General features: G+C 41.8%; 18 protein-coding genes and 2 other annotated features. Of the genes, 15 read left to right on the forward strand and 3 right to left on the reverse strand.

Going from position 1 to position 14,375, the window contains the following annotated elements:
• The first annotated feature begins 26 nt into the window (after positions 1-26).
• The 6 genes from thrS (at position 27) to BLT_RS0104585 (ending at position 4,391) form a co-directional block, all read left to right on the forward strand.
• Positions 27-1,958, forward strand: a complete 1,932-nt coding sequence (gene thrS, locus BLT_RS0104560; RefSeq protein ID WP_017726630.1) for a threonine--tRNA ligase — start codon at positions 27-29, stop codon at positions 1,956-1,958.
• 125 nt (positions 1,959-2,083) lie between these two features.
• Positions 2,084-2,208: a sequence feature (ribosomal protein L20 leader region), on the forward strand.
• 106 nt (positions 2,209-2,314) lie between these two features.
• Positions 2,315-2,818 (forward strand): translation initiation factor IF-3, encoded by a 504-nt coding sequence (gene infC / locus BLT_RS0104565; RefSeq protein ID WP_017726631.1) that lies wholly within the window; start codon positions 2,315-2,317, stop codon positions 2,816-2,818.
• A 40-nt stretch (positions 2,819-2,858) separates the two neighbouring features.
• Positions 2,859-3,059, forward strand: coding sequence for a 50S ribosomal protein L35 (gene rpmI, locus BLT_RS0104570; protein WP_017726632.1), 201 nt, complete (start codon positions 2,859-2,861; stop codon positions 3,057-3,059).
• A gap of 34 nt (positions 3,060-3,093) precedes the next feature.
• Positions 3,094-3,453, forward strand: coding sequence for a 50S ribosomal protein L20 (gene rplT, locus BLT_RS0104575; RefSeq protein WP_017726633.1), 360 nt, complete (start codon positions 3,094-3,096; stop codon positions 3,451-3,453).
• A gap of 65 nt (positions 3,454-3,518) precedes the next feature.
• Positions 3,519-3,791, forward strand: a complete 273-nt coding sequence (locus BLT_RS0104580) for a DUF1294 domain-containing protein (RefSeq protein ID WP_017726634.1) — start codon at positions 3,519-3,521, stop codon at positions 3,789-3,791.
• Between the two features lie 24 nt (positions 3,792-3,815).
• Positions 3,816-4,391 carry a TVP38/TMEM64 family protein gene (locus tag BLT_RS0104585; protein WP_017726635.1) on the forward strand — a complete coding sequence of 192 codons (576 nt, stop codon included), beginning with the start codon at positions 3,816-3,818 and terminating at the stop codon, positions 4,389-4,391.
• A 107-nt stretch (positions 4,392-4,498) separates the two neighbouring features.
• Here the strand turns inward: BLT_RS0104585 and BLT_RS0104590 are convergent, their stop codons facing one another.
• Positions 4,499-4,894: a hypothetical protein gene (locus BLT_RS0104590; RefSeq protein WP_017726636.1), complete on the reverse strand. Its 396-nt coding sequence runs from the start codon at positions 4,892-4,894 to the stop codon at positions 4,499-4,501.
• A 145-nt stretch (positions 4,895-5,039) separates the two neighbouring features.
• Between BLT_RS0104590 and BLT_RS0104595 the strand changes: the two genes are divergently transcribed.
• The 3 genes from BLT_RS0104595 to BLT_RS0104605 all read left to right on the forward strand — a co-directional run bounded on the left by BLT_RS0104595 (position 5,040) and on the right by BLT_RS0104605 (position 8,208).
• Positions 5,040-5,528, forward strand: a complete 489-nt coding sequence (locus tag BLT_RS0104595; RefSeq protein WP_017726637.1) for a dUTP diphosphatase — start codon at positions 5,040-5,042, stop codon at positions 5,526-5,528.
• Between the two features lie 117 nt (positions 5,529-5,645).
• Positions 5,646-6,731 (forward strand): M42 family metallopeptidase, encoded by a 1,086-nt coding sequence (locus BLT_RS0104600; protein ID WP_017726638.1) that lies wholly within the window; start codon positions 5,646-5,648, stop codon positions 6,729-6,731.
• A gap of 910 nt (positions 6,732-7,641) precedes the next feature.
• A complete protein-coding gene (locus BLT_RS0104605; protein ID WP_017726639.1) occupies positions 7,642-8,208 on the forward strand; it encodes an alpha/beta hydrolase in 567 nt (188 codons plus the stop codon).
• Between the two features lie 122 nt (positions 8,209-8,330).
• Here the strand turns inward: BLT_RS0104605 and BLT_RS0104610 are convergent, their stop codons facing one another.
• On the reverse strand, positions 8,331-9,128 hold the full coding sequence (locus BLT_RS0104610; protein ID WP_017726640.1) for a helix-turn-helix domain-containing protein: 798 nt from the start codon (positions 9,126-9,128) through the stop codon (positions 8,331-8,333).
• Between the two features lie 197 nt (positions 9,129-9,325).
• On the opposite strand from BLT_RS0104610, the gene BLT_RS0104615 reads away from it, so the two are divergent.
• The 4 genes from BLT_RS0104615 (at position 9,326) to BLT_RS0104630 (ending at position 11,523) form a co-directional block, all read left to right on the forward strand.
• Positions 9,326-9,934 (forward strand): dihydrofolate reductase family protein, encoded by a 609-nt coding sequence (locus BLT_RS0104615; RefSeq protein WP_017726641.1) that lies wholly within the window; start codon positions 9,326-9,328, stop codon positions 9,932-9,934.
• Positions 9,935-10,147: 213 nt separating this feature from the next.
• Positions 10,148-10,528, forward strand: a complete 381-nt coding sequence (locus BLT_RS21405; RefSeq protein ID WP_017726642.1) for a nuclear transport factor 2 family protein — start codon at positions 10,148-10,150, stop codon at positions 10,526-10,528.
• Positions 10,525-11,118, forward strand: a complete 594-nt coding sequence (locus BLT_RS0104625; RefSeq protein WP_017726643.1) for a dihydrofolate reductase family protein — start codon at positions 10,525-10,527, stop codon at positions 11,116-11,118. Before BLT_RS21405 ends, BLT_RS0104625 begins: the two co-directional genes overlap by 4 nt.
• Positions 11,119-11,133: 15 nt before the next feature.
• Positions 11,134-11,523, forward strand: a complete 390-nt coding sequence (locus BLT_RS0104630; RefSeq protein WP_017726644.1) for a VOC family protein — start codon at positions 11,134-11,136, stop codon at positions 11,521-11,523.
• Between the two features lie 378 nt (positions 11,524-11,901).
• Here the strand turns inward: BLT_RS0104630 and sspI are convergent, their stop codons facing one another.
• Positions 11,902-12,108, reverse strand: a complete 207-nt coding sequence (sspI, locus tag BLT_RS0104635) for a small acid-soluble spore protein SspI (RefSeq protein ID WP_017726645.1) — start codon at positions 12,106-12,108, stop codon at positions 11,902-11,904.
• A 121-nt stretch (positions 12,109-12,229) separates the two neighbouring features.
• Here sspI and BLT_RS0104640 point away from each other — a divergent pair, with 121 nt between their 5' ends.
• Together BLT_RS0104640 and pheS are read left to right on the forward strand one after the other, a co-directional pair.
• Positions 12,230-12,985, forward strand: a complete 756-nt coding sequence (locus tag BLT_RS0104640; RefSeq protein ID WP_017726646.1) for a TrmH family RNA methyltransferase — start codon at positions 12,230-12,232, stop codon at positions 12,983-12,985.
• A gap of 53 nt (positions 12,986-13,038) precedes the next feature.
• Positions 13,039-13,269, forward strand: a binding site (T-box leader).
• A gap of 58 nt (positions 13,270-13,327) precedes the next feature.
• Positions 13,328-14,362, forward strand: coding sequence for a phenylalanine--tRNA ligase subunit alpha (pheS, locus tag BLT_RS0104650; RefSeq protein ID WP_017726648.1), 1,035 nt, complete (start codon positions 13,328-13,330; stop codon positions 14,360-14,362).
• The last annotated feature ends 13 nt before the right edge of the window (positions 14,363-14,375 follow it).

Raw genomic sequence — 14,375 nt, forward strand, 5'->3', positions numbered from 1 at the left:
TAAATTTAATGAAGGAGTTGACAAGCATGGCAGAGACAATGAAAATCACATTCCCTGATGGTGCGGTAAAGGAGTTTCCAAAGGGTACAACGACAGCGGATATTGCTGGATCGATTAGCCCTGGGCTTAAGAAAAAAGCACTTGCAGGTAAAATAAATGACACATTCCTTGATCTCGATACACCAATTACAGAGGACGGGAAGATTACGATCATTATGCCTGAAACTGAGGAAGGACTTGAGGTGCTGCGCCATAGTACAGCTCATTTAATGGCACAAGCGATCAAACGTCTTTTTAAGGACGTGAAGCTCGGTGTAGGTCCGGTGATAGAGGGCGGATTTTATTATGACATTGATACACCAGAGTCCCTAACACCTGAAGATTTAACAAAAATTGAAAAAGAAATGAAAAAAATCATTGGCGAAAACATTCCAGTTGTTCGCAAAGAAGTGAGCCGTGCGGAAGCGATTGCTCGCTATGAGGAAATTGGAGACGAGTATAAGCTTGAGCTCATTCGTGAGCTTCCAGAGGGTGAAACCATTACCATTTATGAGCAAGGGGAGTTTTTTGACCTTTGCCGCGGGGTCCATGTGCCTTCAACAGGTAAGATAAAGGAATTTAAACTTTTAAGTCTTGCAGGTGCATATTGGCGTGGAGATAGCAAAAACAAAATGCTTCAACGTATTTACGGAACGGCTTTCTTTAAGAAGGCGGATTTAGAAGAGCATCTCCGTTTGCTAGAAGAAGCGAAGGAACGGGATCACCGTAAGCTGGGAAAAGAGCTTGGCATTTTCACTTTATCTCAAAAAGTCGGACAAGGCTTGCCGCTTTGGCTGCCAAAGGGAGCAACGGTGCGCCGCATCATTGAACGCTACATTGTTGATAAGGAGGAAAAGCTTGGCTATCAGCACGTCTACACACCGATCCTTGGTAGCTCAGAGCTTTATAAGACATCAGGCCATTGGGATCACTACAAAGATGACATGTTTCCGTCCATGCAAATGGATAATGAAGAGCTTGTTCTTCGTCCGATGAATTGTCCTCACCATATGATGATTTATAAAAGCGAAATGCGAAGCTACCGACAGCTACCGTTGCGTGTTGCTGAGCTTGGAATGATGCACCGCTATGAAATGTCTGGAGCAGTTTCTGGCTTACAGCGGGTTCGGGGGATGACTCTTAATGATGCGCATATTTTCTGTCGTCCGGATCAAATCAAAGAGGAGTTTATCCGTGTCGTTCGCTTGATTCAAGCAGTATACAAAGACTTTGGTCTTGAAAATTATTCCTTCCGTCTCTCGTATCGTGATCCAGAAGACAAGGAAAAATATTTTGATGATGATGCGATGTGGGAAAAAGCGCAAAGCATGCTGAAGGACGCAATGGATGATCTGAATCTTGAATATTTCGAAGCAGAAGGGGAAGCAGCGTTCTACGGTCCAAAGCTTGATGTGCAGGTTCGTACAGCACTCGGCAAGGATGAGACGTTATCAACCGTCCAACTGGATTTCCTTTTACCTGAGCGTTTTGACTTAACGTATGTGGGAGAAGACGGAAAGCTTCACCGCCCTGTCGTTGTTCACCGTGGTGTCGTCTCAACAATGGAGCGATTTGTTGCCTTCTTGTTAGAAGAATACAAAGGGGCCTTCCCAACATGGCTTGCGCCGATTCAAGTACAGGTGATTCCTGTATCTCCAGATGTGCATCTTGATTACGCAAAATCGGTTCAAGAAAAGCTACAGGAAGCAGGCGTACGTGTAGAAATTGATGAGCGTGATGAAAAAATCGGCTATAAAATTCGTGAAGCCCAAATGCAAAAAATCCCATACATGCTTGTTCTCGGTGATAAGGAGATGGAAGCAAGCAGCGTGAATGTTCGTAAATATGGTGAACAAAAATCAGAATCGGTGGCTCTTGACGAATTTTTACGTGGCATTGCGGAGGAAATTAAAAAATAACCCAAATTTATAAATTCGGTCTTGCAACGAATGACAACTTTCGATAGAATAAAACAGTCGGACAACTTGAGTTGACACCTCTGTATGTTTTATGATACATTGAATAGGTAATTTTATACTGGACACAAAGCAAGCAGGAGCGCCCGCTTCTCACCTGATTGACGCTGCGGCAGTTGACAGGTTATCGTGATTCGTATTTTGAACATGAGAGATAAGTGTGGGCGTCGTATGCCCACACTTTTTTGATGTGTGCTTGGACTGCGATGCCTGTTCATATATAGAGAACAGCAAGCGCTTGAGTATGCTTTGATCCTGTGTGGAAAATCCTTTGGAGGTGGCTCATTATTAGTAAAGACATGTTGGTCAATGAGGGAATTCGTGCCCGAGAAGTTCGTCTCATCGGTGCTAATGGGGATCAAATTGGCGTCAAGTCAAAGAACGAAGCCTTAGAAATGGCTCGTAACGTGAACCTTGACCTCGTCTGTGTGGCTCCAAATGCGAAACCGCCTGTGTGCCGCATTATGGACTACGGAAAATTCCGTTATGAACAGCAAAAGAAAGAAAAGGAAGCACGTAAGAAGCAAAAAATTATCAACGTAAAAGAGGTTCGGTTGAGCCCAACGATTGAAGATAATGATTTCAATACGAAGCTTCGTAATGCTCGTAAGTTTCTCGAAAAGGGAGACAAGGTGAAGGCTGCTATTCGATTCCGTGGTCGTGCAATCACGCATTCTGAGATTGGACGAAATGTTCTTGAGCGTCTTGCGAAAGAGTGTGAGGATGTTGCGACAATTGAGGCTAAACCGAAAATGGAAGGCCGGAGCATGTTCTTAATCTTAGCTCCAAAAACAGAAAAGTAACGTTGGCCTACTTAGACAAGATTAAAGGAGGACATGAGTTATGCCAAAAATGAAGACTCATAGAGGCGCTGCAAAGCGTTTTAAAAAGACTGGTTCTGGAAAGCTGAAGCGTTCACACGCATTCACAAGTCACTTATTTGCTAACAAATCTCAAAAGCAAAAGCGTAAGCTGCGCAAGTCTGCCGTTGTTCATTCTGGAGACTTCAAGCGTATTCGCGAAATGTTAACGTACAAAAAATAATTGATTCGGTTCAAGATAGAAGGAGGGTACTACGATGCCAAGAGTTAAAGGCGGATATGTTGCTCGTCGTCGTCGTAAGAAAGTATTAAAGCTAGCTAAAGGTTATTTCGGTTCAAAACATTTACTATTCAAATCAGCTCAAGGACAAGTGATGAAGTCCTTACAATATGCTTACCGTGATCGTCGCCAGAAAAAGCGCGACTTCCGTAAGCTTTGGATTACACGTATCAATGCAGCTGCGCGCATCAACGGTCTTTCTTACAGCCGTTTAATGCATGGTTTAAAGCTTGCGGGGATTAACGTAAACCGTAAAATGCTTGCAGACCTAGCTGTTAACGATGAAAAGGCGTTTGCAAAGCTTGCTGAAACTGCAAAATCAAGCTTAAATGCTTAAGATAGTACGATGAAAAAGCGTGGTTCTATGCCGCGCTTTTTTTCATCTAGGAAAGGAAGGGACACATGGAAGCCATTGTCGGATATTTCATTGTAGTGAATGTCCTCGGCTATTTTGTCATGGGGATTGATAAACAAAAGGCAAGACAGCAAAAAAGACGAATTCCAGAACGAACATTATTTTTACTTGCTTTGTTCGGAGGCTCATTAGGAATATATGGGGGAATGAAGCAGTTTCGTCATAAAACAAAGCATCGTACATTTTCAGTCGGAATGCCTCTACTCATTCTTGCGCAGCTTTTACTTGGAGTCTTCATCTTCTTTTACCTTCGTTCATAAATTGATGAGAGGAGGGGTGTCCCAATGGAAACATCATTAGAATCGCTACTCATCTTGATTGAAGAAAGTGGCTGGCTTGCCCCAGTTCTGTTTGTGCTGCTGCATGTTTTTCGACAAGTCTTGTTTATTCCAGTGATTGTCATCTGCTTGCTTGGTGGGTATTTGTTCGGAACCTTTTATGGCTCTCTATACTCATTGATCGGCTTAACGCTAGTAAGTGTCGTCTTTTTCTTGGGCGCACACCAATTCCCAAGCTTTCTGACAAAGCTTAGTTCCTTAAAAGATAAATGGTTGAAAGGGAAGGGTGAAATGACGCTTGCGCAGATGATGCTGCTTCGCTCGGTTCCGTTTGTCCATTTTCACTTCGTTTCCCTCTATTTAATCGAATCAGAAAAAACATTAAAAGACTATACAAAGACCTCATTGCTAGTATGCATTCCACCAGCGATCATTTACACATCATTTGGCGATATTATTCATGAGCTGCCACTGATTGGAACGATTGTCTTTGCTCTATTTATGACAATCTTATTTTTAATTTTCAGGAAAAAAGAGCAACGCTATAAGCTTGATGATTTTTTGCGAACGAAAGCACCCTAAAAGCATTTCTGAGTGGTTGTGTCTCCTGTACCTTCATTCTGTAGCAGAGCATTGCCCTTTTCCCGGTCCAAAAAGAGGCACTGTACACTTTTACAGGCCTCTTGTGCTTATGGACGGTTAGTCTCTTTTTTAAGAAATTCTTTAATGGGACTTTTCCATTCAATTTTCGTACTCGGGTAACGCAAGCGAATCTCTTCAGCGATAAAATGAAAATCTTTGTGATCCAATCCTTTTAAGCGCTCCGTCTGACGGGCCCATACATAAATGGAGACAATCTCAAATGAGGATTCAGTCGTCCCTAAATATTTTTCCCCTTCAAATAAAACTCCTTTGTATGTGAGTAAGAAATTTTTCCGGACATCTTTTTCATCATCTAAAAAATAAAATTGCTTTTTATCATGGGCATTTTCCAGCTTACGGCGCGGATGAAATAAATATTTAATGGCACTATAGACCAAAATGATCAGTGCGATAAGAATCAAGAGGCGAAATAAGATGACCATCTGCTGCTTCTCCTTTCAAATAGCTTAATGATAAATCGTTCAAAGAAATTGTCCTTTTATTATAATGTATACGAATGAGACCGTCATCGGTTTCAAAATGGATTACGTTTTTTTTGCTATAATGAAGCAAGAGGAGGAGCGGTAAATGGATGTGAAAAAATTATTTTCAATGCAGCAAACATTAAATGAACGAATCACTACAGAGCATGGGCTAGACGACCAACTGTTATTCGATGAAAAGCTGTTGGCTCTTCAAGTCGAGCTTGGCGAGCTCGCCAATGAAACAAGATGCTTTAAATACTGGAGCAAGAAAGGGCCGTCCCCTGACGCTGTCATTTTAGAGGAATATGTCGACGGCTTGCACTTTATCTTGACACTAGGACTCACCTTAAACATGACCGATGTTATCGTGAAAAGCAATGCACACGAGAATCGGACGTTAACTGAGCAATTTTTGCTCGTCAATCAACGGATGGTAGAACTACAACAGGAGAGAACTTTTGCGAGCTATGAAAAGCTGTTTGGCGACTTTCTTGCCCTTGGTGAAAAGCTAAACTTTTCAAAAGAACAAATTGAGCAGGCGTATTTGGAGAAAAATAAAGTCAATCACAAGCGACAGGACGAGGGGTATTAAAAATTATTTTCCGCGTTGTTTGAGCTGAAAAATCATTTTTGTTTATACTGTAAAGAGATGGGTATAATTGCTTCATAATTGACTGCGAATCAAATTTAAAAGGGAGGCAAGGTACATATGACAAAGCTTGATGAACGACTGCAAATGCTAAAGGATTTAACTGATGCGAATGGTGTCTCAGGAAATGAACGTGAGGTTCGTGACGTCATGAAACGATACATCGAACCGTTTGCAGACGAGGTGACAACTGATAACCTTGGCAGCTTAGTTGCGAAAAAAACGGGTAAGGCGGACGGCCCAAAAATCATGATTGCAGGTCACTTAGATGAGATTGGCTTTATGGTGACAAGCATTGATGAGAAAGGCTTCTTACGCTTTCAAACCGTTGGCGGCTGGTGGGAGCAGGTCATGCTCGCCCAACGTGTAACGATCATGACACGAAATGGCAACGTGCCAGGCGTGATCGGCTCAAAGCCACCACATATCCTACCGGCAGAAGCGCGCAAAAAATCAGTTGACAAAAAAGAGATGTTTATTGATATCGGTGCTTCAAGCAAGGAAGAAGCGATGGAATTTGGCGTACGTCCAGGGGATTCAGTCGTCCCAGTCTGTGACTTTACCGTCATGAAAAACGAAAAATATTTAATGGCAAAAGCATGGGATAACCGCATAGGCTGTGCGATTGCCATCGATGTCCTCCGTGAGCTTCAAGGCGTTGAGCACCCTAATACGGTCTATGGGGTTGGAACCGTTCAAGAAGAGGTCGGCCTGCGCGGTGCTCGTACCTCGGCGAATCTGATCAAACCAGATATTGGCTTTGCCGTTGATGTTGGGATTGCTGGTGACACCCCAGGCGTAACGGAAAAAGAAGCGCTTGCCAAAATGGGCAAGGGTCCACAAATTGTTTTATATGATGCATCGATGGTGTCACACAAAGGGCTTCGTGATTTCGTAACCGATATAGCCGACGCAAACGACATCCCTTATCAATTCGATGCAATGGCTGGTGGCGGTACCGATTCAGGTGCCATTCACCTAACCGCTAACGGTGTACCTAACCTTGCGATTACTGTACCAACACGCTACATTCATTCCCATGCAGGCATTCTCCATCGTGACGACTACGAAAATGCCGTCAAGCTTATTGTCGAAGTCATTAAAAAGCTCGACAAAGAAACCGTAGATACAATAACATTTGATTAATTGAAAACACCGCCTCTCCAAAAGTGAGAAGGCGGTGTTTTTTGTGTTTTTATTTGGTAGAATGAGATATGAGCAAGCAGCATTTTAAAGTTGCAGTAAATCGATTTAAGACGATAGACAGCTGAATCTTAGTTCTACCAAGCGTTTGAGCATGATTTTTGTAATATTTCAAAAACACGACTAACGATCTACTGCAAATTAGACGATTTCCTTTACTTCAATCCCTTAAAAAAACCTTAGTATGACAAGGGTTTAGTGATTTTATAGAAACAGGGGTTTTATCTGAACATAGTGGGATATAAATTACCTTACCATGGAGGGAGTCTATCATCTGAACAACTGGAATTAAAGAAAAATTGGCATAATTATTCTTTGGTTTTGTATGTTTTAATTTTATCTGAATATAGAGAATTGTAAAAAATAATAAAGAATCATTTTAATCCTGAATTATTCATAGAATGAAATTTTCCTGCATTAATAACGATCTTCACGGCAAAAGATAGACTTCCTTCAAAAGTTCAATGGTTCATCCTTGATCCAAATAGGAAAAGAGACGACTTCTTACGGAATTTATATCCACTTATAACGAAAGATGTGCACCCTGCATTTCCGAATTTCCACAGATGATTTTAGAAATAAACGAAATATTGTTGATTGTTTATTTTATTCATTTCTTTTTTCGTATTTGACTTATACTCGCAGTATATAAACTTCTATTTCAGATGACTTTGTGAAGTATTGTACTTAAATTAACGAGGCAGGTTAGTTGAAGAGTGTTGTTTAACTTTAGTTCAACAATCGGGTCAGATTATTGAATAAAGGGATGAATTTTTGAGCAATCGAGAAGAATTCCTTAGCAGTTTTTTGTGATAAATTTAAAATAGAATCAAAGAAGGAGTGTGAAAGGAAGATGGGTATAAATAATATGAAAAAACAAGTATTATTCATTCATAGTGCGGGAGATCAAGACCTTCATCAAGGAAGCAGCGATCTAACAGCATATTTACAAGAGAGGTTAGGTGATGAATACAACTTGTTAAATCCAAAAATGCCTAATCCAGGAAATCCCGAGTATAAGCCTTGGAAGGTTCAACTTGAAAAAGAATTCGCTGAAATTGAAGGTGAGGTGATTCTCATCGGTCATTCTTTAGGGGGAGCAGTTTTGTTGAAATATCTTTCTGAGAAAGCTTACAACCAATCCATTTCCGGGTTGTTTTTAATTGCAGCGCCATACTGGGGAAAGGGCAATGATTGGCAGGTTGAGGAGTACACCTTGCCTGAAAATTTTGCTTCAAAACTCACTAAGATATCGCAAATGTTCTTCTATCACAGCTGTAATGATGAAATAGTGCCCTTTGCACACCTTGGACACTACGAGGAAAAGCTTCCACAGGCAATTACTCGAACACTCGATGGCAATGAACATTATTTTAGTGATGGATTGCCTCAACTTGTCGACGATATCAAGGGGTTGTAAATTGTTGATGGATGATAGCTGACTAAAGAAAATAAGGAACATATGGGGTACTGCTAGAATAATTTAGCAATGACCAATGCTCCACTCCACTTCACTTATGATAAGTATTCGAGCGCATAAAGTTAATGGCTATGTTGTTGTGTTCGATTGAGAAAATGATTCATCAAAAACGGAAGTGAAATCAGGATAGGTGGATCGTCCAAACGTGGTGGATAGAGCGTCACTTTTTGATGTGGGACAGGTGAAAGACAGTCAACAATGATCGGTGTCTTCGAGCGTGTTCGTAATGTTTTATGAGGAAGTAGGAAATCCATAGCATGCATCCCCCAAGAAACAGATGTAGCCATCAAATAGTACGTTCCCGGCTTAACATCAGATAGACAAAAATCACCTGCCGAAGGAATAAGGATGCCGTATAACGGCATTCTTTCTGGCATCGGCTTTGGAAATAGTCCAATAAGAACGACTCCCTCAAAAGGAACCGTCGTTTCTACTGTTCCCGTTATGTTCGTGTTTTGATTCGACGCCAAAAGATGATTCGAAGGCCATTGTTCCAACTGTTTCAATATACGAATGTCATGTTCTGCTCCTCTTACTGAATGTCGGAAACTGGCCGGTGACATCCCTACCCTTTCAGTAAATCGTGTTGTAAAAGTCCCTAAGCTCTGTTGCCCAATTTCAAAACCGATATCACGAACGCTTAAATGCGTGCGTAATAGCAGATCTTTAGCCTTTTGGAGTCTGAGTGACGCAACAAAATACAAAGGGGAAAGACCCGTTCTCTCTTTAAACATACGTGAGAAATGATACGGGCTATACGAGACATGACTAGCTAACTTTGAAAGAGAAAGGGGATCATCAATATTTTTATGAATAAATGTGATGACTTCGTCAATTTCTGAATACTCCTCCCTCCTCATATGTCCATCCCACCTTTCATCAATTCTCTATCCATATTTAATAGTAATTTCTACGTGAATGCTTGAACATCCTCTTTAAAGCCAAATCTATTTAAAAAAAACGATAAAAAAATCAGTGGAAAGGATAAGAATACAGCAATCAAGAAGAAATACTGTGTTATGTTTTCGTATACAATGGCTTGGAAGGAGGAATTGATATGAGTGAAGTCATTTTAAGTGTTTCCATGTCACTCGATGGATTTATAGCAGGAAGTAATGATTCTCAGCAACAACCTTTAGGAGACAACGGAGACATATTACAAGCTTGGATGTTTTCTGGAGATTTAACGAGTCAGGTCAATTCATTTTTCAAACTTTCACAGAGGGATAGGAAAATTTTCGATCAATCAGCTGAAGAAACAGGCGCTATGATCGTTGGTAGACGTACTTACGACATCGTCAATGGATGGGGAGGGAGTCACCCATTACAAAATGTTCCTGTATTTGTACTTACTCATAATATCCCTGATTCGCACCCCAAAGGCACTACACCATTTACTTTTATCAGAGAAGGAATTGAAGAAGCGGTAAAAAAAGCGAAGAAAGCAGCCGGTGCTAAGAATGTAGCTGTCGGCACAGCGAGTGTTGCACAACAATGCTTGCAAGCTGGTTTATTGGATAAATTAGATTTACATATTGCCCCTGTATTGCTTGGTAAAGGTGTTCGTTTGTTTGATCAAATTGGAATGGATACAGTTGCATTGAAATCAACTGAAGTAGTGGAAGGAACAGGCGTCATACATGTTAGATACGATGTTGTGAGATAATCTCCTAAAAAATGTAATCCTATCCCGCATGCTATGATAGGGTTGCCAGAGTAATCGTGCTCAACAAGGAGCGAATTGTTCAAGATCGTCGTTGGCAGACGGACGTATGATGTTGAACGTATTAAGCTGGAGAGGTTACGAATTGTCAACGCTCCCGGAGTGACCCACTTCTTCTATTGCATTGTAAAATAACAAATGAAGGGATGAGGAAGAATGAAGGTGAGCAATGTTTCGAATCTAGTTCGCCAGTATTTTACTGCTTACGAGACGAAAAATAAAAAGACTTTGGATGTATTATTAAGTGAAAACTTTCAATTTAACAGTCCCGTGGACGATCACATCAATAAGAAGGCTTACCTACAAAGATGCTGGCCGAGCAGTAAACATATCCAAGCCTATGATATCCAAAACTTGCTGGCCGACGGGAATGAAGCCGTGATACGTTATGAATGTTGGTTGAAATCCGGAACCAGTTATCGAAATATGGAATATTTCAAAATCGTTGGAGACAAAATCGAAGAAATTGACGTATACTTCGGCTATGATTTGCGAAAGGAATTCTTTTCTTCCGCTGAAGGGGGAAATGACGGATGACCAGGAAGGAAGTGAATGGGCAACACTCTAGAAGAATCATCTATTCGCAAATGGTTTCTTTGGACGGATTTATTGAAGGATCAAACGGTGAGATCGACTGGGGTGTACCAGATGAAGAGTTGTTCAAGTATATCAATGATCAAGAAAACACCGTTGACACTCACCTGTACGGAAGAAAAACGTATAAGAACATGGTGGAATATTGGCCGACGGCGGACGAAAATCCTGCGGCTACGGAACACGAGATCCGTTTTGCCCGCATATGGAGAGAAATACCCAAAATCGTCTTTTCAAAGACATTGGAAAAGGTGGAGTGGAACGCAAGGCTGGTAAGAGACAATATTACGGAAGAGATGGCTCAATTGAAATCTCAACCCGGCAAGAATTTATCACTCGGTGGTGCACATCTCGCTTCGACATTCATGAAGCTTAACTTGATCGATGAATATCAGCTTTACGTTCATCCCATCCTCTTGGGGGGAGGTACACCGTTATTCGGGGCAACGGAAAATACAGTCCGTCTTGAGTTGGCTGAAGCGAGAACATTCTCTTCAGGAGTTGTTCTACTTCGCTACCAGAAGTCGCAATGATAGAAAGGAGAAACGATGATAACAAAAGCGATTCAAATAACCATTTTTGTCAGAAACCAAGTCGAAGCCAAGCAATTTTATACCGAAAAATTGGGGTTTGTTGTTTGCGCTGAGGACGAATTTTCACCGGGCTGGAGATATCTCACCGTTGCACCGCACAAGAACAATGAAACGAAACTTGAATTGGTAACAGCCGATACTCCGGCGCAACAGGCTTTGATTGGGAATCAAGCGGCCGATCAAATTCTTGTCATGTTTGCAACCGATGATATTGAACGGGATTACAGGGAAATGAAAGCCAAGGGTGTCGTTTTACACGGGGAACCGAAAACTGTTCCCGGAGGTAAAGGCGTTGGGTTTGAAGATTTGTATGGAAATCAGTTTGATTTATTTCAGGAGGAGTGAGTGGTGCATCTTCTCAGAGAGGTGAGAGTAGTGTGGGTTTAAGGTGTGTTGCTGAAGAAGGGAACGGCTAAGTTTTTGAAGTACACCATTTAACTGAGTAAAGAAATTTTGATGACTAACATTCTCTCAAATTGTAACTTTAATCGTATTCAACAAACGGGCGCTTTTCTTTAATAAGAAGGCGTCTTTTTGCGTGGACAACACATTTAAGGGATTGAGTTTTTTGAGGTGTAAAAGATATTGTGAAGCATTGCACTTAAAGTAAAGGGTTGCAAGAAATGAAAAAGCAAAAGTCAGGAGAAGCCTTCGTAACGAAGCTTGCGTAGCTTCAGAAGAAATAAGACGCATTCCTCAAGAGAAGAATACGCCCCTTCATCGTTACCGCAAGCCTTGGCTGATTTGCTGACACAATTGGTCTTTTTGCTGTTCATTTGCGGTTTTCCAGTAAATCTCCATTAAGACACCTAGCCCAGGAAGCATTTTTTCTTCACCACTATTAATGGCATCAGTAATCGTTGCTTCCACGTCTTGTTCACTACTCCCTTTTACATTGGCAAGGATTGCATTTCGCAAATTAAATCCCATTTTATGCACACCTCTTTTTTCAAGAATGACTTTCTGATCGTAGTATGGCTTGAAACAAACTGGATTATGACGAAAAACTTGGGTATGATGTGAAGAGTAGTACAAATGTAAGGAGAACGAAATGAGACGAATTGATTCACCCAAAAATGAACAAGTCAAAGCATGGAAAAAGCTACATACAAAAAAAGGCCGAGAGAAGGCAGGTAAATTTTTAATTGAAGGTTACCATCTTGTTGTGGAAGCATTAAAGTCGCCTGTTGAGGTTGAAGCCATTATACTTACAGAATCGGCCATTTTACCGTCAGCATGGCAGGTTAGTGAGCAGGATCTTGTTCTTGTTAGCGACAAAGTAATGAACGAACTATCGGAAACCCAAACGCCTCAAGGAATTGTAGCGATCTGTGTCATGCCTGATGAGCCAAGCTACCAAGATCTTCAGGGGCAGTTTCTCTGCATCGATGAAGTACAGGATCCAGGCAATGTAGGGACGATGATTCGGACCGCTGATGCAGCAGGGATTTCCGCGGTGATTCTTGGAGAAGGAAGTGCCGACTTGTTTAATAGCAAGGTCGTTCGTGCCTCCCAAGGCTCTCTGTTTCACATTCCTGTGATAAAAGGGGATCTTCATAGCTGGGTCGATCGATTTAAAGAGGCAAAAATCCCTGTCTTTGGCACGGCTCTTGAAGGTGGAAGCTCGTATACAGCGATTGAGTCCCAACCACAATTTGCTTTGCTCGTTGGAAACGAAGGGGATGGTGTAAATAAAGAGCTTCTTGAAAAAGCGGATCAGAACCTGTACGTTCCGATTTATGGGCAAGCTGAATCGTTGAATGTCGCTGTGGCTGCTGGAATCTTGCTTTATTATTTACGCTCGTAAACAGGTCTTGCAACGGCTTGTAAAGTTTTCTATAATATAACTCAGTTGAAAAATTTGATGCGTTGAAAGAGAGTAGTACGTTGTTCACCGCCATCCAGGGAAGAAATGTCGTCGACTGGAAGCATTTCTATGGTAGGCACAGCTGAATTCACTCTGGAGCAGGCACCGGAACACAAGTGATGCTTGTTAAGGTTGTCCCGGCGAGAAGCCGTTATGAAAATGAAGTGAGTGCATGGGATGACCATGTGCTAATTAGGGTGGTACCGCGAGCCTTCGTCCCTGTTAGTGGGGATGAAGGCCTTTTTGTTTTGAAATAGGAACGAGATAAAGGAGGAGCAAGTGATGAAAGAGCGGCTTGAGGCTCTTCGTGATGAAGCGATTGCGAAGATTAAAGAAGCAAATGAAATCAAGGCAGTTCAAGATGTACGAGTGTCTTACTTAGGAAAAAAAGGACCCATTACTGAGGTTCTCAGAGGAATGGGGAAATTATCTGCAGAAGAACGACCAATTGTCGGACAGATTGCAAATGAAGTTCGGGAAGCCATTACAGCAGAGCTTGAAAAAAAATTAACTGCGTTAGAAGAGGCTGAGATTGAGCGGAAGCTTGCAGAAGAGCAGATCGATGTGAGTCTTCCAGGACGTCCTGTAGCAAGAGGAACACGCCATCCACTCACAGCAGTTGTCGAAGAAGTAGAGGATACATTCCTTGGTCTTGGATTTACAGTAGCTGAAGGTCCCGAGGTGGAAACGGATTACTATAATTTCGAAGCGTTAAACCTGCCGAAGGATCACCCGGCACGAGACATGCAAGATTCGTTCTATTTTACAGAAGAGCTGTTGCTTCGTACCCATACGTCCCCTGTTCAGGCACGGACGATGGAAAAATTCGAAGGGAAAGGTCCTGTTAAAGTAATTGTGCCAGGAAAAGTATTCCGCCGTGATGATGATGATGCGACTCATTCCCATCAATTTATGCAAATCGAGGGGCTTTATGTTGATCACAATGTGCGTATGAGTGACTTGAAAGGGGTTCTTGAAGCCTTTGCGAAATCATTTTTCGGGGTTGATCGGCGGATTAGACTTCGCCCAAGCTTCTTCCCATTCACAGAACCATCTGTAGAAGTGGACGTTTCCTGTGGTATGTGTGGTGGAAAAGGCTGTCGTGTATGTAAAAACACCGGCTGGATTGAAGTGCTTGGCGCAGGAATGGTGCACCCGCGTGTGTTGGAAATGAGTGGGTTTGATCCGAAGAAATACAGTGGTTTTGCATTTGGAATGGGTGTTGAACGTCTGGCGATGCTGAAATATGACATTGATGATATACGTCATTTCTATACAAATGATGTGCGGTTTTTATCACAGTTCAAACGGGTGTAAGGAGGAATAAGAG

It is taken from the genome of Halalkalibacterium ligniniphilum (assembly GCF_000334155.1).
In the GTDB taxonomy this organism is placed as follows: domain Bacteria; phylum Bacillota; class Bacilli; order Bacillales; family Bacillaceae_D; genus Halalkalibacterium; species Halalkalibacterium ligniniphilum.

Bases quoted from the DNA above. Each gene is read 5' to 3' on its own strand.
- BLT_RS0104600 (WP_017726638.1), top strand. From the start codon at position 5,646: ATGACAAAGCTTGATGAACGACTGCAAATGCTAAAGGATTTAACTGAT.
- BLT_RS0104580 (WP_017726634.1), top strand. From the start codon at position 3,519: ATGGAAGCCATTGTCGGATATTTCATTGTAGTGAATGTCCTCGGCTAT.
- BLT_RS0104610 (WP_017726640.1), bottom strand. From the start codon at position 9,128: ATGAGGAGGGAGGAGTATTCAGAAATTGACGAAGTCATCACATTTATT.
- pheS (WP_017726648.1), top strand. From the start codon at position 13,328: ATGAAAGAGCGGCTTGAGGCTCTTCGTGATGAAGCGATTGCGAAGATT.
- infC (WP_017726631.1), top strand. From the start codon at position 2,315: ATGTTGGTCAATGAGGGAATTCGTGCCCGAGAAGTTCGTCTCATCGGT.
- BLT_RS21405 (WP_017726642.1), top strand. From the start codon at position 10,148: ATGAAGGTGAGCAATGTTTCGAATCTAGTTCGCCAGTATTTTACTGCT.
- BLT_RS0104630 (WP_017726644.1), top strand. From the start codon at position 11,134: ATGATAACAAAAGCGATTCAAATAACCATTTTTGTCAGAAACCAAGTC.
- BLT_RS0104585 (WP_017726635.1), top strand. From the start codon at position 3,816: ATGGAAACATCATTAGAATCGCTACTCATCTTGATTGAAGAAAGTGGC.
- BLT_RS0104625 (WP_017726643.1), top strand. From the start codon at position 10,525: ATGACCAGGAAGGAAGTGAATGGGCAACACTCTAGAAGAATCATCTAT.
- BLT_RS0104605 (WP_017726639.1), top strand. From the start codon at position 7,642: ATGGGTATAAATAATATGAAAAAACAAGTATTATTCATTCATAGTGCG.
- BLT_RS0104640 (WP_017726646.1), top strand. From the start codon at position 12,230: ATGAGACGAATTGATTCACCCAAAAATGAACAAGTCAAAGCATGGAAA.
- sspI (WP_017726645.1), bottom strand. From the start codon at position 12,108: ATGGGATTTAATTTGCGAAATGCAATCCTTGCCAATGTAAAAGGGAGT.
- BLT_RS0104595 (WP_017726637.1), top strand. From the start codon at position 5,040: ATGGATGTGAAAAAATTATTTTCAATGCAGCAAACATTAAATGAACGA.
- thrS (WP_017726630.1), top strand. From the start codon at position 27: ATGGCAGAGACAATGAAAATCACATTCCCTGATGGTGCGGTAAAGGAG.
- BLT_RS0104590 (WP_017726636.1), bottom strand. From the start codon at position 4,894: ATGGTCATCTTATTTCGCCTCTTGATTCTTATCGCACTGATCATTTTG.
- BLT_RS0104615 (WP_017726641.1), top strand. From the start codon at position 9,326: ATGAGTGAAGTCATTTTAAGTGTTTCCATGTCACTCGATGGATTTATA.
- rplT (WP_017726633.1), top strand. From the start codon at position 3,094: ATGCCAAGAGTTAAAGGCGGATATGTTGCTCGTCGTCGTCGTAAGAAA.
- rpmI (WP_017726632.1), top strand. From the start codon at position 2,859: ATGCCAAAAATGAAGACTCATAGAGGCGCTGCAAAGCGTTTTAAAAAG.